This window comes from Ruegeria atlantica (genome assembly GCF_013033965.1).
GTDB classification, from domain to species: domain Bacteria; phylum Pseudomonadota; class Alphaproteobacteria; order Rhodobacterales; family Rhodobacteraceae; genus Ruegeria; species Ruegeria atlantica_D.
The window spans coordinates 400,820-421,494 of the sequence record NZ_WQFE01000003.1 but is presented as its reverse complement, the minus strand read 5'-3'; the positions used below and the strand labels follow the sequence as shown (position 1 = coordinate 421,494).

Sequence of the window (20,675 nt, the reverse complement as noted above, 5' to 3'; positions counted from 1 at the left end):
CCATGCGGATTGTGTTCAAAACCAACTACATGCAGGATATCCGCCCCTGGAAGGACACCTATCAGCTGTGCTTGTACCTGATCTTTCTGGCGCTCGTCGCTGCCGCGCCTTGGTGGCTGGACGACTTCTATCTGGGTGAGCTGACAAATGTGCTGATCTGGGCCATAGCCGGGCTGGGGTTGATGATCCTGACGGGTCACACTGGTCAAGTCAGCCTAGGGCACGCTGCTTTTCTGGCCTTTGGTTGCTATGCCAATGTCATTCTTCTGGAAGCGGGCGTACCTTTCCTGGTCGCCTTCCCCTTAGCTGGTGTTCTCACCGGATTGGCAGGGGTAACCGTGGCCATCCCGGCCCTGCGTCTGCACGGGATATACCTTGCGATCTTCACTATGGCCCTGTCCATCCTGATGGATGACGTCATCGTTCTGGCCGAACCGATCACGGGCGGCGTTGCAGGCAAATATCTGGGCGGCGTCGAGATCTTCGGGTTTCTGGTCGACCGCTGGGGCACCCCGGTTCAGTTTTTCTGGCTGGTTCTTGGCGTAGCGGTGCTGGTGACACTTGGATACATCAACCTGATGCGCGCGCCCTTGGGGCGCAGCTTTATCGCCGTTCGGGATTCAGAAGTGTCAGCGCAGGCCATGGGCGTGGATATTGCCCGGACCAAGATGATCTCATTTGCTCTCTCTTGCGCTGTCACCGGATGGGCGGGCGCGTTGATGGGCATGTTCTCAGGCGCATTCAATAATGAGACATTCAGCGTCCTGATTTCAATCCAGCTGCTGATGATGATCGTGATCGGCGGTCTGGGGTCCATCCACGGTGCATTCCTTGGCGCTATTGTGATCGGATTTCTGCCTCAGTTCCTTTCCATCTCGAAGGAATATGTGGGGGCTATTTTCGGTGGCAACACTGTCGCCATTCCGGGGCTCGAATTCGGTATCTTCGGAATGATCCTAATCGCCTTCATCCTGTTTGAACCGATGGGTCTGTACGGGCGCTGGCTGAAAATCCGGACGTGGTTCGAGCTGTTCCCCTTTTACCGCAAAGACATGTTCAAGCGTCAGAAATCCTACCTCAAGACGGAGCGCCTGAGATGAGCCTGCTTGAGTTCGAAAACGTCACCCTGAAATTCGGCGGGCTGACAGCGGTCAATGATCTGTCCTTTGAGGTCGAGGAAGGCGAGGTATTTGCCATCGTCGGACCTAACGGCGCGGGGAAGTCCACGGTTTTCAACCTGATCTCGCGGTTCTACGATCCCTTTGCGGGTAGTATCCACTATGACGGGCATGACTTGCTTGCCGTGAAACCGTCAGGCGTGGCCGCATACGGAGTGGCACGAACATTTCAGAACATCGAACTGTTCGAACACGCCACGGTCCTGCAGAACCTTCTTGTCGGGCGGCACCGCCACCGGAAAACCAACCTGTTGTCCGAGGTGTTATTTCTGCCCTCGGCCCGGCGGCAGGAACTGGAGAACCGCGAAAAAGTAGAAGAGATCATCGACTTCCTCGACCTGCAGGCATTCCGCGACAAGATGATCTCTGGCCTGCCCTATGGGGTGCGAAAGGTTGTCGAGGTGGCACGCGCGCTGGCGACCGATCCAAAGCTACTTTTGCTTGACGAACCGGCTTCGGGTCTCTCGGTCGAAGAAACAACCGACATGCGCTGGTGGATCGACGACATTCGGCGGCAGATGGGGATCACGGTTTTGATGGTCGAGCATGATATGGGACTGGTGTCCGGCGTCTCGGACCGTGTTCTGGCTATGGCGGACGGTGCGAAACTGGCGCTTGGAACGCCTGCCGAGGTGCAGTCTCACCCCGCCGTCGTTGAGGCCTATTTGGGAAAAGCCTCATGAACACGCCGATACTGACAGTCCGTAATGTCGAAAGCTTCTATGGTCCTATTATGGCGATACGGGGGGTCTCTCTGGATGTGCATCCGGGCAAGATTGTCTCGATCCTTGGTGCGAATGGCGCGGGTAAGACGACCCTGATGAAAACCGTTTCCGGCGTGATGGACCCGGAAAAGGGCAAAATCACTTTCGATGGCGACGAAATTCAGGGGGCAGAGCCGCATAAAGTCGTTCAAAAAGGTATCGTTCATGTGCCGGAAGGGCGTGAGGTGTTCCCGCTGCTGACGGTCGACGAAAACCTTAGCCTTGGAGCCTATACCCTGAAAGACAAGGGCCAGATCGACCACGACCGGGATCTGGTGTTCTCGTACTTTCCGATCCTCAAAGAACGCCGCAATCAAGAGGCTGGCACCCTGTCCGGCGGTCAGCAACAGATGCTGGCGATTGGTCGTGGTTTGATGGCCAACCCAAAGATCATGCTGTTGGATGAGCCATCTCTGGGTCTGTCACCGCTGCTGGTGCAAGAGATTTTCGGCATCCTCAAGCGTCTGAACGATGAACAGAACATGACCATGATGCTGGTCGAACAGAATGCCAACGCCGCCTTGGAGTTGGCCCATCATGGCTATGTGATGGAGGTCGGGCGCATCGTCATGGATGGCGCGGCGGATGTTTTGATGCAGTCCGAGGACATCCAGAACTTCTATCTGGGCGTGCAGGAGGAAGGCGCGCGCGAAAACCGCCGCTGGAAGCGGAAAAAAACGTGGAGGTGAGCCAGATGAATATCAGCACCCTGCCCCCTCAGATCACGGTCAACGGCGTTCGCCTGAACGCAACCCCCGGCCAGCGCCCGGTTTGTGTCGATGAATGTACGACGATCTGCGAGCTGTTCCGGAAACGCTGCGCCGAACTTGGCGAACGCACGGCCCACCGCGAAAAGGACCTTGGCATCTGGAGGTCGTATTCCTGGGCGGACTACTGGCAGCACGCCAAGTGGATTGGTCTGGCTTTACGCAAACTCGGACTGCAGCGTGGCGAGGTTGTCTCGATCCTGTCAGAGGACTGCAAAGAATGGGCCTGGTTCGATATGGGCATTCAGGCCGTTGGGGGCATCGCGTCGGGCGTCTATACCACCGACTCTGCCAACCAACTGAAATACCTGATCAATGACAGCGACAGCCGCTTTCTGATCGTCGAGAACGAAGAGCAGTTGGACAAGTTCCTGCAGGTCGAAGATGAGGTTCCCGGTCTTCTGAATGTCATCATTCTGGACGATGAGGGACTGCACGATCTGGACCACGCGCGCTGTATGATGATCGACGCGCTATATACTTTGGGCCAGCAGGCAGAGGCTGAAGAACCCGATCGTTTTGAGGCAGAGATAGCTCTGGCATCACCGCAGGACACAGCACTTCTGATTTACACCTCGGGCACCACAGGAATGCCGAAAGGCGCGATGCTGAGCCACGAAAACATTCTGGCTGCGATTGAATGTGGAGCGCATGCTCTGCCCGCGCTCGAGACAGACGAACAACTGTGTTTTCTGCCGCTGTGCCATATCCTTGAACGCGACGTTTCAATCTATTTCCCGCTGGCTGCAAAATGCGTCGTTAACTTTGCCGAAAGCCCCGAGACGGTGTTTGCAAACCTGCAAGAAATCTCACCGTCCACCTTCACGGCCGTTCCACGGGTTTGGGAAAAGATCTATTCGTACGTTCAGATCATGACGCAGGACGCAACGCCCACTGGCCGCGCAGCCTTTGGCATGGCGCTGAAAGCGGGGTTCAAGCGCGCGGAATACATATTGGCTGGCGAACCCGTTCCTGCTGGCGTTGCTGCACAGTTCTGGGTGTGGGACAGGCTGGTTCTGCGTAATTTGCGCCGTATGTTGGGGATGGACAAGATGCGTCGCGGCGGCTCGGGCGCGGCCCCAATTTCGACGGACCTGTTAAAATGGTACTGGGCCATTGGCGTGCCGTTGGTCGAAGGGTTCGGGATGACCGAAACCTCGGGCTTGGCGACGCTTAACACAATCGAAAACAACAAGGTCGGAACCATCGGACGCGCGGTTCCCGGAAATGACATCCGGATATCCGACGACGGTGAGATTCAGCTAAAGGGGCTCAACGTCTTTCAGGGATATTGGCGTAACAACGCCAAGACGGCCGAAACGTTCACTGCCGATGGTTGGCTGCGAACCGGGGATCTGGGCTATATCGATGAGGATGGTTACGTCACCATCTCAGGCCGCATGAAAGACATCATCATCACTGCTGGCGGCAAGAACATCACCCCGGCTGAGATCGAAAGCCGGTTGAAATTCAGCCACTACATCTCGGATGCGGTGATAATCGGTGACAAGCGAAAGTTCCTGACCGCGCTGATCATGATTGATCAGGAAAACGTCGAAAAATTTGCGCAGGATCGGAAGATTCCGTTTTCAAATTTTGCATCCCTCTGTGCGGCCCCTGAAATCAAAGATCAGATTCAGGGGGAAATCGACGCGGTGAACAAGGATTTTGCACGGGTCGAGCAGATCAAGGACTTTCGCCTGATTGATGTACTTCTGACCGCAGATGACGATGAACTGACTGCAACGATGAAGCTGAAACGCAGTTTTGTCGAAAAGAAACACGGCCATCTTATTGAAGACATGTACAATTAACAAAAGAGATAACCTAAAGGGAGGAGAAAGATGAAGAATGTGATCATGCGGCTGGCGGCGGCCACCGCTTTGACGGCTTCGGCGACCCTTGCCAATGCACAGACCCAAGGTGTCACGGATGATGAGATCATCATCGGGTCGGTCAATGACCTGAGCGGTATCTTCGCAGCCGTCGGTGTTCCGGCGACCAAGGGCGCAAATGTGGTGTTTGACCGCGTGAACGCTAATGGTGGCATACACGGGCGGACGATCCGCTATGTTGTCGAGGACAATGGGTATCAGATGCCGCGTGCGATGCAGGGCTATAACAAGCTGCTGAACCGCGACAAGGTGTTCGCAATGCTGCAGTCGCTGGGAACGCCGATGAATGTCGCGGGGTTCAAGCTGTTGGATCCAAAAGGTATTCCCAATGTCGCCCCTTTGTCAGCTGCACGGCAGATGTTGCAGGAGCCGATGGACAACAAGTTCACGGCCTTTTCCACATATTTCGACCAAAGCCGTGTCGGTGTGAAATATCTCGCTGAGCAGTTTGGCGGTCAGTCCGTGTGTTCGATGTATCTGCCAACCGATTTTGGTGAGGAAATCGTCGAAGGCACCAAGGCCGGTGCCGAAGAAGCCGGTATCGCTTTCGTCGCCGAGACCACGCACAAACCCGATGAAACGGATTTCGTGGGCTCACTCAGCAAGCTCAAAGAAGAAGGCTGCGATATCGTAACGATCGCTCTGGGCGTACGTCAGGCCATTACCGTTGTCGGCACCGCCAAAAAGATGGGCCTTGCGGATATGAAATTCCTTGGCACCTCGGCCAGCTTCCTGACCGTCGTTGCACAAGTGCCGGGCGGTGTGACCGACGGGTTTTATGCCGCCGCATCCTGGCAAGATCTGTGGTCCCGAGCCGATGAACCTGCCCCTGCCGCCTTTATTGAAGAGTATAAAGCGGCAACCGGTGAAGATCCCGTCGGGTTCGCAATGCTGGGATATTCTGCTGCTGAAACGATGGTCAAAGCGCTTGAGGCTGCTGGCCCCGATCTGACTCATGAAAGCTTTATCGCGGCCATGGAAACGCTGGACTATCAGGATGAACTGGTCGGAAACCACATGACCTTTGGACCTGATGACCATCAGGGGGCCGATTCAGTCTATGTGAACGTTGTCGAAAACGGTGCCTGGAAGATGGTGTACGAAGAATAGCGTCCAATCTACATCTCAAACGAAAAAGGGCTCGCAAATGCGAGCCCTTTGAATTTGTGCACTCGGCAGCGAATTAACGCTTCGAGAACTGGAACGAACGACGCGCTTTGCGCTTACCGTATTTCTTACGTTCCACAACGCGGCTGTCGCGGGTCAGGAAGCCAGCAGCTTTCAGAGCACCACGCAGGGACGGATCGTACAGCTGCAGCGCTTTCGAGATGCCGTGCTTGACCGCACCGGCCTGACCGGTCAGGCCACCGCCTTTGACGGTTGCGACCACGTCGAATTCACCTTCAACACCGGCAACCTGGAACGGCTGGCGCAGGATCAGCTGCAGAACGGGACGGGCGAAATACTTGTCCTGATCTTTGCCGTTCACGGTGACCTTGCCGGAACCCGGCTTGATCCAAACGCGGGCAACAGCGTCTTTACGCTTGCCGGTGGCGTACGAACGGCCCAGTTCATCACGTACGGGTTCACGCACGATGACTTCTTCGGCCACGGTTTCAACGCCTGCGACGGCGCTCAGCTCTTCGAGAGTATTGATCTGATCAGCCATCGGTCATTAGCTCCGGGTGTTTTTCTTGTTCATGGACTTAACGTCCAGAACTTCGGGCGCTTGCGCCTCATGGGGATGCTCGGCACCGGCATAGACGCGCAGGTTGGTCATCTGCTGACGCGCCAGACGGTTGCCCGGCAGCATGCGCTTAACCGCTTGGGTCACGACGCGCTCGGGGTGCGCACCCTCAAGGATCTGCTGCTTGGTGCGCGACTTGATGCCGCCCGGGTGGCCAGTGTGCCAGTAGAAGTTCTCTTCGCGCTTCTTGCCGGTCATCTGGATTTTGTCAGCGTTGATTACGATGACGTTGTCGCCCATGTCCATGTTCGGGGTGAACGACGCTTTGTGCTTGCCACGCAGGCGCATGGCGACGATCGAGGCAAGACGGCCCAGAACAACGCCCTCGGCGTCGATCAGGATCCATTTCTTGTCGATGTCTGCAGGTGTTGCAGAAAAGGTTTTCATGGCAGGATAGTCCTGTTTGATGTGAAAGACCGCCCCCGTGCGGAGCGGTCCGAATTCGATGGAGCGTATTTAGAAGGCCGCGCCGCGCAGGTCAACCGCACTAATCCTATTTAAATTATGGAAAATCAATTGGTTAAAAAATAGGTATTAATTTACCCCATCTACCATCACGTAAATCGTCATACAGAGTGAACGTTAAATAACCTGGTAACATCCGATATGGGAGAAACCGCGAAATGAACTGGCAACAAACCGTGACCGACTACGGGGCCGCATGGCAAGAAGCAGACCGGGGAAAACGGATTGAGATTCTGGCGCGTTGTTTTGCCGAAGATGGCATATATGTCGATCCCATGGCCAAGGTGAAGGGCCGGTCAAACCTCTGCGATCATATTGGAGAAGTTGCGCAGAGCACAGGCGGCAAGCTTGAGCTGACCAGCAAGGCCAACGGCCACAACGATGTCATCCATTTCAATTGGCGCCTGGTTGGTCCCGATGGCAGCATCGTTGTCGCCGGACATGATTTTGCGCGTTTGGATGCCGAGGGAAAGATCGCACATCTGGCCGGGTTCTTTGGGGACCCTGAACCATTGGGTTGAACCGTCAGACGCTGATCTGTTCCGGCGGATTATCCAGCAGCGCCCTGAGGCGCTGCATTGCGGCCTCGAAGCGTTCCAGCGACACGTGACCGTTCATTGCGATGCGTACGGCATTGGGGGCCCGCCCGTCCCGCAGGGCGAACTCGTCTGCAGACCGCAGCTGAATACCCTCGCGCTCGGCCGCACGGCTAAACGCGGCTGCGCGCCAGCCGGATGGCAGGTTCAGCCAGACAAACGGAACATCCGGTGCCCAATTCAGATCAAAGCCCCCCAACGCATTGACTGTCACCCTGACATAATCCCCCATCCGGACCCGGACATCTTTTGCGATCTGCCGTGTTCGCGGGTCGGAGAGTAGAAGCCGGGTCAGTTCAGCAAGCGGTTGCGCCAATCCGAAATAGCCATATTCGGCTGAGCGCCTCAGGTCGACACTGCGTTCGCGCGGCGCAATGGCAAATCCAACGCGCAAGGCCGGTGTCAGGATTTTAGAAATAGACGATACATGCCAGCCCCGTTCAGGCGCCAGCGCACGATAACTGGGCTCGCGCGCGTCCCCCATTCGATAACAATCGTCTTCGATGATCTGCAAATCATAGCGGCGGGCGACTTCGACAACCTCTTTTCGGCGCTCCAACGGCGTGTGTGTGCCGGTGGGATTTTGCACTTCGGGTGAAACGCAGACTGCTTGCGCAGATGTCTGGCGCAAGACGTGATCCATGGCTTGCGGGTCGATCCCCCATTTGTCCATTTTCACGCCGACAACCTCGGCCCGCATCAACTCTCCTGCCCGGCGGAAACCGGCATATGAAAGATCCTCGACAAGAACGACCGGCCTTGGGCCCCTCAGGATCGTTTGAAACACCAGGCAAAGGCCGTTTTGACCACCATGCGTCAGAACAACATCATCATGGGTCAACACGCCAAGTGGCAGGTCCGAGAGCCATTCAACGACCGCCTCGCGCATGGGTTGGTACGCATCGCGCGTCGGGTAGTTCATCAGCAACCGCGGATCGGCGTGCGACACTTTTTTCAGACATTCCCTGATCAACGCCACTTGCCCCACATCCGGCAATCTGGGGCTGAAAAGGCTGACATCGGCGTTGTACTTGTCATCACGTAAGTGGAGTTGTCTTGCCCACACGTCGTCCAGAAGCGGTGATTTTGGAGGGGCGACAAATGTACCACGCCCAACCTCGGCTTGTAACAATCCCTCTTCCGTTAGAATTGTATAAGCCCGGGCAACTGTGCCAGGCGTGATTTGTAATCGATACGCAAGTTCCCTGACCGGAGGCAGTTTGACCCCAACCTCCAGCGCTTTGTTCTCAATCGCTTTTCGTATTGTGTCAGCAACCAGAGTGTACTTGGGGCCTTTGGATTTCGGGAGCGCCTCTGGCCAAATTGTATCCATTACAATTCTTCCTTTGCTTTTGACACAATCTTGAATGTATCACACATATGTACCGAACACTTATGCTTTGTGTCAATACAATTTGAAAGGATACCCAAGATGACACGCCATATGCACAACCCCGCCCTCATGCTGCTGAACGATAGCCCCCGGCTGCCGATGATCGCCGCGCTGGCCGTGCGGTTTGCGGCGACTGTCACAAAGTGGGAGCGACAGCGCCGCAGCAGGGTCAACCTGTCAAAGCTGGACGATCGGATGCTTAAGGATGTGGGCCTGACCCGCCCTCAAGCTGACCGCGAGATCAAACGCTATTTCTGGCAGTATTAAAATATCCCCAGTCCCTATCGGGACCTCTTCCTAGGCCGGGTTTCATACCCGGCCCTTTTTTATCCGAACGCCGCAGCCGCCGAGCCTTCGGGCGGCAAGGAATAGGTCATCGTTGCCCGCGCAACCGGCTTGTCAGAGCCTTCCGAGAACATCAGAACGTCGCCGACAGCAAGCGTCCTGCCCAATTTCAGCAAGCTGCATCGCGCGATCATGTCGTTGGCACCATCAGGTTTGCGCATGAAATCCATCGAACATCCGGTCGTCACAGCCAGCGACTGACGTCCCTTCAACGCAAGGATCATGGCATAGACACTGACGTCAGCGAGGCCGAACATTGATGGTCCCGAAACCGTCCCTCCTGGACGCAGGTGTCTGTCCTCGACCATTAGGCGCATGGTGATGGAGTTTTCGTTCAGGCTGTCTATGACAAAGTCCCGTTCAACCTGCGGAAACACCTTGGTCAGATAGTCTGACAGTTGTTCGCGGTTCAAAACCAACGACATACTTCCCCTCCTCGAATTGCCGCCCTAGAGTTGGCCCGACATCAGATCGGAGAGCAAGATGGGAATTCTGGAACGTAACGACACGAATGGGGTCGCCAGGTTGAAAATGAACGCACCAGAACGCCTGAATGCTCTGAGTGATGAGATGTTGGCTGCACTTCAGACCGAATTCGACGCCCTGAGCAATGATCCAAGTATTCGCGTTGTGATACTGTCGGGCGAAGGTAAGGCGTTTTGCGCGGGGCATGACCTGAAGCAGATGACTGCCGGGCGTCAGAGTGAGGACGGGGGAAAAGCCTATTTTCAGGACCTGTTCGCACGATGCGCCAAGATGATGCTGTCGATCCAAACCCTGCCCCAACCCGTGATCGCGCAGGTCCACGGCATTGCCACCGCCGCCGGCTGTCAAATAGTGGCCACCTGTGATCTGGCCATTGCGGCTGAAGGCACGCGATTTGGAGTAAATGGGGTTAATATCGGGTTGTTCTGCTCAACCCCCATGGTGGCCCTAAGCCGGAACATCCCCCGGAAACAGGCGTTTGAGATGCTGACTACAGGCGATTTCATTTCGGCTGACCGTGCCGCGGAGCTGGGATTGATTAACCGCGCGGTGCCCGAGATGCTTTTGGAACACGAAACGATGGCGCTGGCCGAGCAATTGGCGGACAAGCTTGGATCAGCCGTCAAAGTGGGCAAACAGGCGTTTTACAAGCAATTGGATATGCCGATCGAACAGGCCTACACCTACACCGGAGAGGTAATGGCACAGAATATGATGCATCGGGATACTGAAGAAGGAATATCTGCATTTATCGAAAAAAGACCGCCAAATTGGGAACAATAACGAGATTGTTTAGGGGATTTTTCGCTACTGTTCGCAATTTTGGACTTTTCAAAAGGGCCATACTGTGGCAAAGCTGAGACATGGCTTCGGCCCAAATGCGCTTTTGGGTCGCTGTAGGCGGAAGGTCCCTCCAAGCTGGTTTCTCTCACCGGCGCTGACATTCCCGCTGCGGCGACCCCAAGTACCCTCCTTAAATTGCTAGCTGATTGAAGCGAAACGTGGCGTGTGTTGCGTTGCTCAATGCTGTGCCCTATGTGGCATCACATGACACAGAAATTGCATATAGTTGGCGGCGGCATGGCAGGGTCCGAGGCGGCCTGGCAGGCAGCGGAAATGGGTGTGGACGTTGTAATCCACGAAATGCGTCCCAAGGTGGGCACCTTTGCGCATCAGACCGGCAATCTGGCCGAGATGGTGTGTTCAAATTCATTCCGTTCGGACGATGATGAGCAAAACGCTGTCGGTCTGCTGCATTGGGAAATGCGCGCAGCCAACGGGATCATCATGACCACCGCCGATACGCATCGCCTGCCTGCTGGCGGCGCGCTGGCCGTGGACCGCGATCCCTTTGCCGAAGCCGTGACAGCGAAACTGCAAGCCCATCCGCGGGTTGAGGTGACAGGCGAAGAGGTCACCGCCCTGCCCGATGACGGCCAATGGATTATCGCCACGGGTCCGTTGACGGCTTCGTCTCTGGGTGAGTCGATCCGGGCACAGACAGGTGCCGAGGCTTTGGCGTTTTTCGACGCAATCGCCCCAATCGTCTATGCCGACAGCATCGACATGAGCCAGGCGTGGATGCAATCACGCTATGACAAAGGCGAAACCGAAGAAGAGCGCACGGCCTATCTGAACTGTCCCATGGACCGCGATCAGTATGAGGCCTTCATCGATGCCCTGCTGGCTGCCGACAAGACCGAATTCCATGAAGGTGAAACCGCCGGGTACTTCGACGGCTGTCTGCCTATCGAAGTTATGGCGGAACGCGGGCGCGAAACACTGCGCCACGGGCCGATGAAACCGGTCGGCCTGACCAACCCGCACCGGCCTGACGTCAAACCTCATGCCGTTGTTCAACTGCGCCGCGACAACGCGCTGGGTACGCTGTTTAACATCGTCGGCTTTCAGACCAAGATGAAATACGGCGCGCAGACCGAGGTGTTTCGGATGATTCCCGGTCTTGAAAACGCCAGCTTCGCCCGTTTGGGCGGGATTCATCGCAACACGTTCATCAATTCGCCGACATTGCTTGACGCGCAAATGCGACTGAAGTCAAAGCCGAATATTCGGTTTGCTGGCCAGATAACTGGTGTCGAGGGGTATGTAGAAAGCGCGGCCATGGGATTGTTGGCCGGTCGACTGGCCGCCGCCGAGATCCTTGGGCGTACCCTGCCCGAAGTTCCGCAGGACAGTGCGATGGGCGCGCTGATCCACCACATCACCGGCGGGGCTGAGGCGAAGACCTTTCAACCCATGAACGTCAATTTTGGCCTGTTCCGGCCTGTCGATGGACTTAAGGGTGGCCGACGTGGGCGAAAAGACCGGTACAAGGCTTACACCGACCGGGCCAAAGCGGAATGGACCGACTGGCTGGCACATTGCGACGAACCGGCCTAACATGCGGGTATGAGCGACAAATACCTCAAAGACGCCTATGGGCTGGAAACCCCCGAAGATACCCGTGCGCATTACCAGAAATGGGCCTCATCTTATGACGCCGAAGTCGGGTCACACGGATATGCCACGCCCGGTCGTGTGGCCGAGGCGCTTTGGTCTCAGATGCCGGAACCGCAGACACCCGTTCTGGACTACGGCTGTGGCACGGGTCTGTCGGGCAAAGCCCTGCACGATACGGGTTTTCAGGTAATCGACGGCGTGGACCCCACGCCCAAAATGCTTGACGGGGCTAAGGCCAAAGGGGTCTACAGAAACCTCACAACATTTGAGATCACCGATCCAGAGCCACTGGAGCAAGATGCCTACAGGGCAATTACGGCGATTGGAGTAATCGGAACCGGGGCCGCTCCACCAGAGACATTCGACCTGTTGATGAAGGCACTGCCCAAAGGCGGCTTGCTGGCCTTTTCCTTTAATGATCACACGCTTGACGATCCTTCCTATACCACCCGTTTGAACGATTGGCTGGATATGGGCGCTGCGCGGCTGCTGTTTCGGGAATACGGGCCGCACCTTCCCGGAATGGACCTTAAATCTGACGTATATGTTGTTGAGAAGACGTGAAATTCGTAACCAGATTCGCCCCATCTCCAACAGGGCCGCTTCATCTTGGCCATGCCTTTTCCGCACTTCTCGCCAGTGATATGGCCGCCGCTGAAGGTGGTCAGTTTCTGTTGCGGGTCGAGGATATCGACCGCTCTCGCTGCCGCACGCATTGGGAGGAACAAATTTATGACGACCTGAGCTGGTTGGGGCTGAGCTGGCCGGAGCCGGTGATGCGGCAATCATCACGCTTATCGGCCTATGAAGAGGCCTTGAAGGCATTGTGGTCGCGGGGCCTGCTGTATCCCTGCACATGCAATCGTCGAGATATCGCCGCCGCCGCCGGGGCGCCGCAGGAAGGTGTTCCTCTGCATGGGCCGGATGGGATCATTTATCCGGGCACGTGCAGGGAAGTGTCTGACCGAACGGGGCCAATACCACACAACACACCCCTTCGACTGGACATTGAAATGGCTGCGCGTGTAGCGCCTGATATGTTTAAGTCATCCGCTCAAAGATTTGTAAAGAAACCTTTTTACGAAGAAACCGGTGCAGGACCGAATGGGGAAACGGGACCCGTCACATTCACTGCTGATGAGTTGCGGGACACGATCGGAGACGTGGTATTGTCACGGCGCGATATGGGAACTTCCTACCACTTATCTGTTGTTCTGGACGACGCCGCACAAGGTGTGACCCACGTTGTACGCGGTCAGGATCTGTTCGAGGCAACGCGCATCCATGTTCTGCTTCAAGTTCTGCTTGGCTTACCGACACCCGTCTACCACCATCACAAATTGATCAGGGACGAGTTTGGGAAACGCCTGGCCAAGCGCGACGATGCGCGTGCCATTTCCAGATACCGCGCCGATGGCGTTTCGGCAGAACAGATAAGGGCTATGGTTGGGCTGTGACCGCTTTACTCCATCGGCCTCATCAACTCGACCTCTTCGCCATCCCGCACTGCGGTGTAGAAACAGGTGCGTCGGTTCGTGTGGCAGGCAGCGCCGGTCTGTCGCACCAGAACAAGCAGGCAGTCGCGATCACAATCAACGCGAAAATCGACCAGCTCCTGCACATGTCCTGAAGTTTCGCCCTTGATCCAGAACGACTGACGTGACCGCGACCAATACGTCACGCGGCGCGTTTCAAGCGTTCTTTCTATCGCTTCCGTGTTCATCCACGCCATCATGAGAACTTCGCCAGAGGCTTCGTCTTGGGCAATCGCCGGGATCAAACCGGCGTCGTTGAACTTCAGGCTCGACAGATCAAAAGTGACGGTCTCGGACATTGTAAAAACCTTTTGCATCCCGGTGGATGGCCACTATGTATGGGGAACACGCAACGAGGGAAAGCCATGTCTGGCGAGAACGACCTGATAAAGCTGTATTCCGGGCGCATTCTGGCCTTGGCTGCGGATATTCCGCATCTGGAACGGCTGGAAAATCCCGATGCGACGGTAAAGAAGCGCTCGCCTTTGTGCGGGTCGACCGTAACAGTGGACGTTAAGGTTCAGGATGGACGGGTGTCCGATTTCGGCCAGGACGTGAAGGCCTGTGCTCTGGGTCAAGCCTCAGCCTCTGTCGTTGGGTCAGCTGTGATCGGCACCACACGCGCACAGATCGAAACCGCGCGGGACCAGCTGTCGGCGATGCTAAAAAAAGACGGCGCTGCCCCGGACGCTCCGTTTGACGGGCTGGAGGTCCTCATGCCTGCGCGTGAATACAAGAACCGACACGCTTCGATCCTGCTGGCACTGGATGCCACTGCCGAAGCGATGGAACAAGCCGAACAGGCCAACTGCGCCTGACGATGGTAATTCAGTTCAAACCCATCTAACCTCCGCCATAGTTTGGGGAGAATTTGGTTTGAATAGTTTGCTGGAACATTTCGTTACACTGTGGGTGGTCATTGACCCGATTGGAACAATTCCCGTTTTCATCGCGGTAACGGCTGGTCTTGGCGCTGCTGCGCGTCGTAAAACGGCTTTCCTGGCTGCGATTATCAGCGCCGGGGTTTTGCTGTTCTTTCTTGTCTTTGGGCAAATGGTGATTGAGGCGCTGGATATCGGTCTGAACTCATTCCAGGTGGCCGGAGGGATCATCCTGTTCCTGTTTGCCCTGACCATGATCTTTGGTGAAAGCAAGCAGGACGTTGAACAGCGCGAGGCTGAAGACGATCAGGAAGATACGTTTCACGAGCACAACCCGGCAATCTTTCCGCTGGCGGTGCCGTCACTGGCGTCTCCGGGTGCGATGTTGGCGGTGGTGATCCTGACAGACAACAATCGCTACAGCGCCGCGGATCAGGGTATCACGGCATTGGTCATGCTGTCTGTCGTGGCCATCGCCTTTGTTTTGATGCTTCTGGCCGAGCCGATCATACGACTGATTGGCCATTCAGGCGCCGCCATTATCAGCCGTATCATGGGAATGATCCTGGCGTCGGTTGCCGTGAATTCAGTACTGTCTGCGATGCTGGAAATCTTCAAAACCGGACAGCTATAAAAAAACCGCCGCTCCTTCCGGGCGGAAAGGGCGGCGGCAGGCAATGCGTGTCTCGCGTGGGATCCGTATTTCCGTGCAGGGCCGAGGCATGGCCCTTTCAAGGGAATTGGGACAGGCAGGTCACCCTTGACTGAAATGGGGACGACAGCACGGTGTTTTCGGCACGAGATCGCAGGCAGAAAGGGTCAGAACGCTCCGGGCAGGTGAAGGGCAACCACCAGCATCACCACCAGAGACACCGCACCTGCCGCATCCTGCAATAGCGTTGAATGCGAACGGCTAATGGCGGTCTTGATCTGGGTCAGCATGGTCTCACCTCCGGTCGGGTTTTAATCCTTTGTTGACCTTTTGTTCTCATATTTCGCCGAGTCGGTAAAGAACTTTTTGAGAACATTTGTGAACTTTCTGGAACATAACCGCTAACCCACTGAAATCAAACGGATTGCCTGATCCTGTTTCATGAGCCAAAGCAGAACACGCACGGCCTGCCCGCGTTCCGTGGCCAGGGTTGCGTCTTTGCTTAGCAAGTTACGAGCGTCAGTTTGGGCCACGACCATTAACCCGGCCTGCCGTTCCAGATCCGCAATCCTGAACTTTGGCAACCCGGATTGGGCCGTGCCGATCAGGTCACCCGCACCGCGCATCTGCAAATCGGTCTCTGAAATCCGGAACCCGTCTTCGGTTTCACGCAAAACTTCCAGTCGTTTGCGCCCACCTTCACTGAGCGGTGGTTGGTACATCAGCAAACAGGTCGAGTCGGCCTCACCCCGTCCAACGCGCCCGCGCAATTGGTGCAACTGAGCCAGCCCGAATATCTCGGCCCGCTCGATCACCATGATCGAGGCGTTGGGTACATTCACTCCAACCTCGATTACAGTCGTGGCCACGAGCACCTTTGTCCGGCCCTCTTGAAACGCAGCCATTGCGGCATCCTTGTCCGCTGCGGGCATCTGGCCATGGACCAGCCCTACAATGCCTTCGCCCAGCACCGCGCGCAGCCGTTTGAACCGTTCTTCCGCAGCCGTTAGGTCCGAAACCTCGGATTCATCGACCAGCGGGCAGACCCAATAGCATTGACGCCCTTCATCAATCGCTCGACGCAGGTTCGCCACAACGTCGTCCATCCGTTCGGTGCTAATAATGGCCGTTTTGATTGGCTTTCGCCCTGGTGGTTTTTCATCAAGAACAGAGACATCCATGTCACCGTATTGCGCCAGCGCCAAACTGCGAGGGATCGGAGTTGCCGTCATCACCAGAACATCAGCGCCCTGCCCTTTTTCGGACAGCTCCATCCGCTGCCGCACCCCGAATCGGTGCTGTTCATCCACAATGGCCAGTCGCAGGGCGTGAAATTCAACATCGCTCTGAAACACCGCGTGAGTGCCGACGAGTATTTGAATATCGCCCTGTTTCAATGCAGCCAGCTTGGCGCGTCGCTCTGCGCCCTTGTCCCGCCCAGTCAGGATTTCCAGAACCACCCCGGCTTCTTCGGCAAGCGGGCGCAAACCTTCCAGATGTTGTCGGGCCAGAATCTCGGTCGGTGCCATCATAACACCTTGTCCGCCCGCCTCGACCGCGACCAGAAGCGCCATGAATGCGACCAGGGTTTTCCCAGCTCCAACATCACCTTGCAGCAATCGGTTCATTCGCGCGTCCGAGCCCATGTCGGCCGTGATTTCTTTGATAGCTCGCATCTGTGCGCCGGTGGGTGTGTAAGGCAGATTGGCAAGAACCTTCGCTTGCAGTGTACCGGTGCCGACGCTCACAATGCCCCGGGCTTTGCGTTCGCGCTGCCGTGCCAGAGCCAATGTAACCTGATGGGCAAACAGCTCATCATAAGCAAGGCGTTCCCGGGCCGGCGCGTGTGCTGCCACATCATCTGCACCTTGGGGGTTGTGGGCCGCGTGTATGGCGGTCGCCCAATCCGCCCAGCCTTGTCTCGACACCTGCGCGGGGTCAATCCACTCGGCCAGTTCCGGCGCACGGGCCAAAGCGCTGCGGGCGGCCTTATACGCCGTTTTCTGGGTGACGCCCTGCGTCAGGTGATAAACCGGTTCGAACTCAGGTATTTCTCCCGCGTTCTCCACGGGTAACATGTGATCTGGATGAACCATCTGCGTCAAGCCATCGAACAGCTCAAGCTTGCCGGAAATCACACGACGGCTGCCCTGCGGCAGTACCTTTTTCAAGTAATCGCCGCGCGCATGGAAAAAGACCAACTGAAAGTCGGCTTGCGAATCTTCTACGTGAACCCGATAGGCACCACCTTTGTTTCTGGGTGGTCTGTGGGTGCCAACCGTGACTTCAACCGTCAACGTCCTTGGCAGATCGGCCCCCTGGATCGTATCGCGCCGCCTGCGGTCCACGACCGCATAGGGCAATCCGAACAGCACATCGCGCGGCGACTCGATCCCTGCCTGCGCCATATTCTGCGCAGTCTTGGGGCCCACACCCTCCAGCGTCTCCAGCCCCGCGAACAGGGGAAACAGGATTTCAGGACGGCCGCTCATGCGGTGCCGATCAGTTGCAGCCATTCATCTTCGTCTAACGTCTCAATGCCAAGCTCTGCCGCTTTCTTGGCTTTGGACCCCGCGCCCGGTCCGGCAACCAGAAAATCGGTTTTCTTGCTGACTGAGCCAGAGACTTTGGCACCAAGCGCTTCGGCCCGGGCTTTGGCTTCGGCGCGGGTCATCTTTTCCAGCGTCCCTGTGAAGACGACCGTTTTACCGGCCACCGGGCTACCCGATGTATCCGGCCGTTTGGCATCCTGCACGTCCAGTTGCGCAACCAGAGCGTCGATGCTTGCGCGTTCGGCGGCTTGCGCAAAAGTGGAAACCAACGCGCGCGCCATAACGTCCCCAACGCCGTCGATGCCCAGAAGTTCATCCCATTCGGGTCCTTCGAAACCTGCGGCTGCGGTGACCGCGCGCTCAAAATCAGCCCAGTTGCCATAGTGGTTGGCGATCAGGTTCGACGCGGCTTCTCCGACGTGACGAATGCCCAAGGCAAACAGAAGGCGTCCAAATGGGATCCGCCGCTTTTCGTCAATTGCTGCCCAAAGGTTCCCGGCACTTTGCGCACCCCAACCTTTTCGATTGGCGAGTTTGTTCAGATTGGCTGTATCTCTGTTCTGCAGAGTAAAGATGTCCACCGGAGATTTTATTGGCAAGTCCGGGTCATCGTAGAACATTTCAATCTGCTTCGCGCCTAGCCCTTCGATATCGAACGCTTTTCGAGATACGAAATGTTTCAGCTTTTCAACAGCCTGCGCTGGACAGATGATCCCGCCGGTGCAACGCCTGACCGCGTCGCCTTCCTCTCGCACGGCATCGCTGCCGCATTCCGGGCAGGATGTGGGAAATACATAAGGCTGCGCATTTTCAGGGCGTTTTGAAACATCAACATCGGCGACCTTCGGGATCACGTCACCCGCGCGATAGACCTGAACCCAATCCCCGACGCGAATATCCTTTCCGTCCCGGATCGTGCCGCCTTTTGCATCGCGGCCAGCAATATAGTCCTCGTTATGCAGCGTAGCATTAGATACCACGACGCCGCCAACGGTTACGGGGTGCAGCCGAGCAACCGGGCTGAGCGCGCCCGTGCGACCCACCTGAATGTCGATGGCTTCAAGCCTTGTCCACGCCAATTCAGCAGGAAACTTATGCGCGATGGCCCATCTGGGGGTCGTGGATCTGAACCCCAACCTGGCCTGCAACGCCAAATCGTTCACCTTGTAAACGACGCCATCGATATCGTAGCCGAGCATGGCGCGCTGCTCTTCGATGCTACGGTAGTGCCCGATCATCTGATCTGTTGTTTCACACAACGCTGTCAGCGGGTTGGTCGAGAAACCGAATTCCGCCAGCCGTTCGATGGCACCCATTTGAGTCTCAGCCAAAGGTGCCGACAACTCTCCCCAAGCATATGCAAAGAACCGCAGCGGGCGAGAGCGCGTGACCTTTGCGTCCAGCTGCCTCAACGACCCTGCTGCAGCATTTCGGGGGTTTGCAAAGGTCTTTTCGCCTTGCTTTGTCTGCCGCGCATTCAGCTCTTCGAACTCTTCGTGCGACATATACACTTCGCCGCGCACCTCCAGTATATCGGGCGCGTTTTCGACGCTGTGTGGAATGTCAGAAATCGTCAGCGCGTTTGCGGTGACGTTTTCGCCGACTTCTCCGTCGCCGCGGGTCGCAGCCTGCACGAGCTTTCCCTGTTCATACCTTAGCGACAGTGACAGACCGTCAATCTTGGGCTCGGCGGTAAAAAGCAGATCGGCAGAGTCGCTCAATCCCAGATACTTGCGGATCGACCGATCAAAATCTGCGACATCCTCATCGTTGAACGCATTGCCAAGGGACATCATCCTGACGGCGTGTACGAGTTTAGAAAACCCTTCCGCCGGTTTTGCGCCCACTTGCTCAGAGGGACTGTCGGACCGCTTTAATTGAGGAAAACGCGCCTCGATGTCAGCATTTCGCCGCTTTAGAGCATCGTATTCCGCATCAGAGATGTCAGGTGCGTCCTCTGCGTGATACCGCCTGTTGGCATGCGCAATCTTCTCCGCAAGCCGCGCCAGCTCGGCACGTGCCTGATCTTCCGTCAGCTCTGTTACCGCAATTGAGTCGCTCATGGCCTCGCCCCGTCACATAGTCTTTGAACCCAGTGATAGGGCGAGGCCATGGCTAGGTCCAGATGTGCTGTTCCATGAGTGAGGGGGCCGCCCTGGACCAACGGCGACCAGATTTCATTTTAAGTCAGGCTCCAACAGCGATCCGACGTTCATCCAAGCTATTGCTTTGGGGATCCCGCAACACGTAGCCCCTGCCCCAGACGGTTTCGATGTAGTTTTCGCCGCCGGTTGCGTTGCTGAGTTTTTTGCGCAGTTTACAGATGAAAACGTCGATAATTTTCAGCTCGGGCTCGTCCATACCGCCATAGAGATGGTTCAGGAACATCTCTTTCGTCAGGGTGGTTCCTTTGCGCAGACTTAGGAGTTCCAGCATCTGGTATTCCTTACCAGTCAGATGAACGGCCTTGCCTTCGACCTCAACCGTTTTGGCATCCAGATTCACCGCGACCCGGCCCGTATGTATGATGGACTGGGAATGCCCTTTGGACCGACGAATAATCGCGTGGATGCGGGCGACCAGCTCTTCGCGGTGGAAGGGTTTGGTCATGTAGTCGTCAGCGCCGAAACCAAAGCCCTTGATTTTGCTTTCGGTGTCGTCAGCGCCGGACAGGATCAGGATAGGCGTTTCAACCCGTGCAATACGCAGTTGTCGCAGCACCTCGTGACCATTCATGTCCGGCAGGTTCAGGTCCAATAGGATCAGGTCATAATCGTACAGTTTGGCAAGATCGATGCCTTCCTCGCCCAGATCCGTCGCATAGACGTTGAGGTTGGCGTGCGTCAGCATCAGTTCGATGCTTTTCGACGTGGTCGGATCATCCTCAACAAGAAGTATACGCATTTACTGCTCCAATTTTGGTCAATTTAACAATTCAAATTGAGACTGCTCAAAAATG

At 56.3% G+C, this 20,675-nt stretch carries 22 protein-coding genes; 13 read left to right on the top strand and 9 right to left on the bottom strand.

The window, feature by feature from the left end; all coding sequences use genetic code 11:
- Positions 1 to 2 precede the first annotated feature (2 nt).
- From GOW16_RS08410 to GOW16_RS08390, 5 genes are read left to right on the top strand one after another with little or no spacing between them, the layout of a single operon-like run.
- On the top strand, positions 3 to 1,100 hold the full coding sequence (locus tag GOW16_RS08410; protein WP_170413112.1) for a branched-chain amino acid ABC transporter permease: 1,098 nt from the start codon (positions 3 to 5) through the stop codon (positions 1,098 to 1,100).
- The gene (locus GOW16_RS08405) at positions 1,097 to 1,861 is read left to right on the top strand and encodes an ABC transporter ATP-binding protein (protein ID WP_170413110.1); all 765 of its coding nucleotides are present in this window, start codon (positions 1,097 to 1,099) and stop codon (positions 1,859 to 1,861) included. Before GOW16_RS08410 ends, GOW16_RS08405 begins: the two co-directional genes overlap by 4 nt.
- On the top strand, positions 1,858 to 2,631 hold the full coding sequence (locus GOW16_RS08400) for an ABC transporter ATP-binding protein (RefSeq protein ID WP_170413108.1): 774 nt from the start codon (positions 1,858 to 1,860) through the stop codon (positions 2,629 to 2,631). Before GOW16_RS08405 ends, GOW16_RS08400 begins: the two co-directional genes overlap by 4 nt.
- A gap of 5 nt (positions 2,632 to 2,636) precedes the next feature.
- Entirely contained in the window at positions 2,637 to 4,523 is a 1,887-nt protein-coding gene (locus tag GOW16_RS08395; RefSeq protein ID WP_170413106.1) for an AMP-dependent synthetase/ligase, read from the top strand.
- A 30-nt stretch (positions 4,524 to 4,553) separates the two neighbouring features.
- Complete coding sequence (locus GOW16_RS08390; protein ID WP_170413103.1) at positions 4,554 to 5,714, top strand: ABC transporter substrate-binding protein; 1,161 nt, start codon at positions 4,554 to 4,556, stop codon at positions 5,712 to 5,714.
- Positions 5,715 to 5,787: 73 nt separating this feature from the next.
- On the opposite strand, the gene rpsI is transcribed toward GOW16_RS08390, so the two are convergent.
- Positions 5,788 to 6,273: a 30S ribosomal protein S9 gene (gene rpsI, locus GOW16_RS08385; RefSeq protein ID WP_039535473.1), complete on the bottom strand. Its 486-nt coding sequence runs from the start codon at positions 6,271 to 6,273 to the stop codon at positions 5,788 to 5,790.
- A gap of 6 nt (positions 6,274 to 6,279) precedes the next feature.
- The gene (gene rplM, locus GOW16_RS08380; RefSeq protein WP_039536983.1) at positions 6,280 to 6,738 is read right to left on the bottom strand and encodes a 50S ribosomal protein L13; all 459 of its coding nucleotides are present in this window, start codon (positions 6,736 to 6,738) and stop codon (positions 6,280 to 6,282) included.
- Between the two features lie 236 nt (positions 6,739 to 6,974).
- Between rplM and GOW16_RS08375 the strand changes: the two genes are divergently transcribed.
- Entirely contained in the window at positions 6,975 to 7,337 is a 363-nt protein-coding gene (locus GOW16_RS08375) for a nuclear transport factor 2 family protein (RefSeq protein ID WP_170413100.1), read from the top strand.
- Positions 7,338 to 7,341: 4 nt separating this feature from the next.
- Here the strand turns inward: GOW16_RS08375 and GOW16_RS08370 are convergent, their stop codons facing one another.
- Positions 7,342 to 8,745 (bottom strand): PLP-dependent aminotransferase family protein, encoded by a 1,404-nt coding sequence (locus tag GOW16_RS08370; protein WP_170413097.1) that lies wholly within the window; start codon positions 8,743 to 8,745, stop codon positions 7,342 to 7,344.
- 99 nt (positions 8,746 to 8,844) lie between these two features.
- Between GOW16_RS08370 and GOW16_RS08365 the strand changes: the two genes are divergently transcribed.
- Positions 8,845 to 9,072 carry a DUF1127 domain-containing protein gene (locus tag GOW16_RS08365; RefSeq protein WP_170413094.1) on the top strand — a complete coding sequence of 76 codons (228 nt, stop codon included), beginning with the start codon at positions 8,845 to 8,847 and terminating at the stop codon, positions 9,070 to 9,072.
- Positions 9,073 to 9,131: 59 nt separating this feature from the next.
- Here GOW16_RS08365 and GOW16_RS08360 read toward each other — a convergent pair whose 3' ends face one another.
- Complete coding sequence (locus GOW16_RS08360) at positions 9,132 to 9,575, bottom strand: PaaI family thioesterase (protein ID WP_170413092.1); 444 nt, start codon at positions 9,573 to 9,575, stop codon at positions 9,132 to 9,134.
- 58 nt (positions 9,576 to 9,633) lie between these two features.
- Here GOW16_RS08360 and GOW16_RS08355 point away from each other — a divergent pair, with 58 nt between their 5' ends.
- From GOW16_RS08355 to gluQRS, 4 genes are all read left to right on the top strand, one after another.
- Positions 9,634 to 10,419: an enoyl-CoA hydratase gene (locus GOW16_RS08355; protein ID WP_170413090.1), complete on the top strand. Its 786-nt coding sequence runs from the start codon at positions 9,634 to 9,636 to the stop codon at positions 10,417 to 10,419.
- A 264-nt stretch (positions 10,420 to 10,683) separates the two neighbouring features.
- Entirely contained in the window at positions 10,684 to 12,036 is a 1,353-nt protein-coding gene (trmFO, locus tag GOW16_RS08350; RefSeq protein ID WP_170413087.1) for a methylenetetrahydrofolate--tRNA-(uracil(54)-C(5))-methyltransferase (FADH(2)-oxidizing) TrmFO, read from the top strand.
- 9 nt (positions 12,037 to 12,045) lie between these two features.
- Positions 12,046 to 12,660, top strand: coding sequence for a class I SAM-dependent DNA methyltransferase (locus tag GOW16_RS08345; RefSeq protein WP_170413084.1), 615 nt, complete (start codon positions 12,046 to 12,048; stop codon positions 12,658 to 12,660).
- Positions 12,657 to 13,553: a tRNA glutamyl-Q(34) synthetase GluQRS gene (gene gluQRS / locus GOW16_RS08340; protein WP_170413081.1), complete on the top strand. Its 897-nt coding sequence runs from the start codon at positions 12,657 to 12,659 to the stop codon at positions 13,551 to 13,553. The genes GOW16_RS08345 and gluQRS overlap by 4 nt, the downstream gene beginning before the upstream one ends.
- A 5-nt stretch (positions 13,554 to 13,558) precedes the next feature.
- Here the strand turns inward: gluQRS and hisI are convergent, their stop codons facing one another.
- Entirely contained in the window at positions 13,559 to 13,948 is a 390-nt protein-coding gene (hisI, locus tag GOW16_RS08335; RefSeq protein ID WP_170413078.1) for a phosphoribosyl-AMP cyclohydrolase, read from the bottom strand.
- Positions 13,949 to 13,996: 48 nt separating this feature from the next.
- On the opposite strand from hisI, the gene GOW16_RS08330 reads away from it, so the two are divergent.
- Positions 13,997 to 14,449 (top strand): iron-sulfur cluster assembly scaffold protein, encoded by a 453-nt coding sequence (locus GOW16_RS08330; RefSeq protein ID WP_170413075.1) that lies wholly within the window; start codon positions 13,997 to 13,999, stop codon positions 14,447 to 14,449.
- A gap of 58 nt (positions 14,450 to 14,507) precedes the next feature.
- Positions 14,508 to 15,146 (top strand): MarC family protein, encoded by a 639-nt coding sequence (locus GOW16_RS08325; protein WP_170413073.1) that lies wholly within the window; start codon positions 14,508 to 14,510, stop codon positions 15,144 to 15,146.
- Between the two features lie 185 nt (positions 15,147 to 15,331).
- On the opposite strand, the gene GOW16_RS22965 is transcribed toward GOW16_RS08325, so the two are convergent.
- The 4 genes from GOW16_RS22965 to ctrA form a co-directional block, all read right to left on the bottom strand.
- Positions 15,332 to 15,454 (bottom strand): hypothetical protein, encoded by a 123-nt coding sequence (locus tag GOW16_RS22965; protein ID WP_255414864.1) that lies wholly within the window; start codon positions 15,452 to 15,454, stop codon positions 15,332 to 15,334.
- Positions 15,455 to 15,565: 111 nt separating this feature from the next.
- Positions 15,566 to 17,656, bottom strand: a complete 2,091-nt coding sequence (gene recG / locus GOW16_RS08320; protein ID WP_170413393.1) for an ATP-dependent DNA helicase RecG — start codon at positions 17,654 to 17,656, stop codon at positions 15,566 to 15,568.
- Positions 17,653 to 19,779: an NAD-dependent DNA ligase LigA gene (ligA, locus tag GOW16_RS08315; RefSeq protein ID WP_170413070.1), complete on the bottom strand. Its 2,127-nt coding sequence runs from the start codon at positions 19,777 to 19,779 to the stop codon at positions 17,653 to 17,655. The genes recG and ligA overlap by 4 nt, the downstream gene beginning before the upstream one ends.
- A gap of 124 nt (positions 19,780 to 19,903) precedes the next feature.
- On the bottom strand, positions 19,904 to 20,620 hold the full coding sequence (ctrA, locus tag GOW16_RS08310; RefSeq protein ID WP_113790658.1) for a response regulator transcription factor CtrA: 717 nt from the start codon (positions 20,618 to 20,620) through the stop codon (positions 19,904 to 19,906).
- Between the last annotated feature and the right edge of the window lie 55 nt (positions 20,621 to 20,675).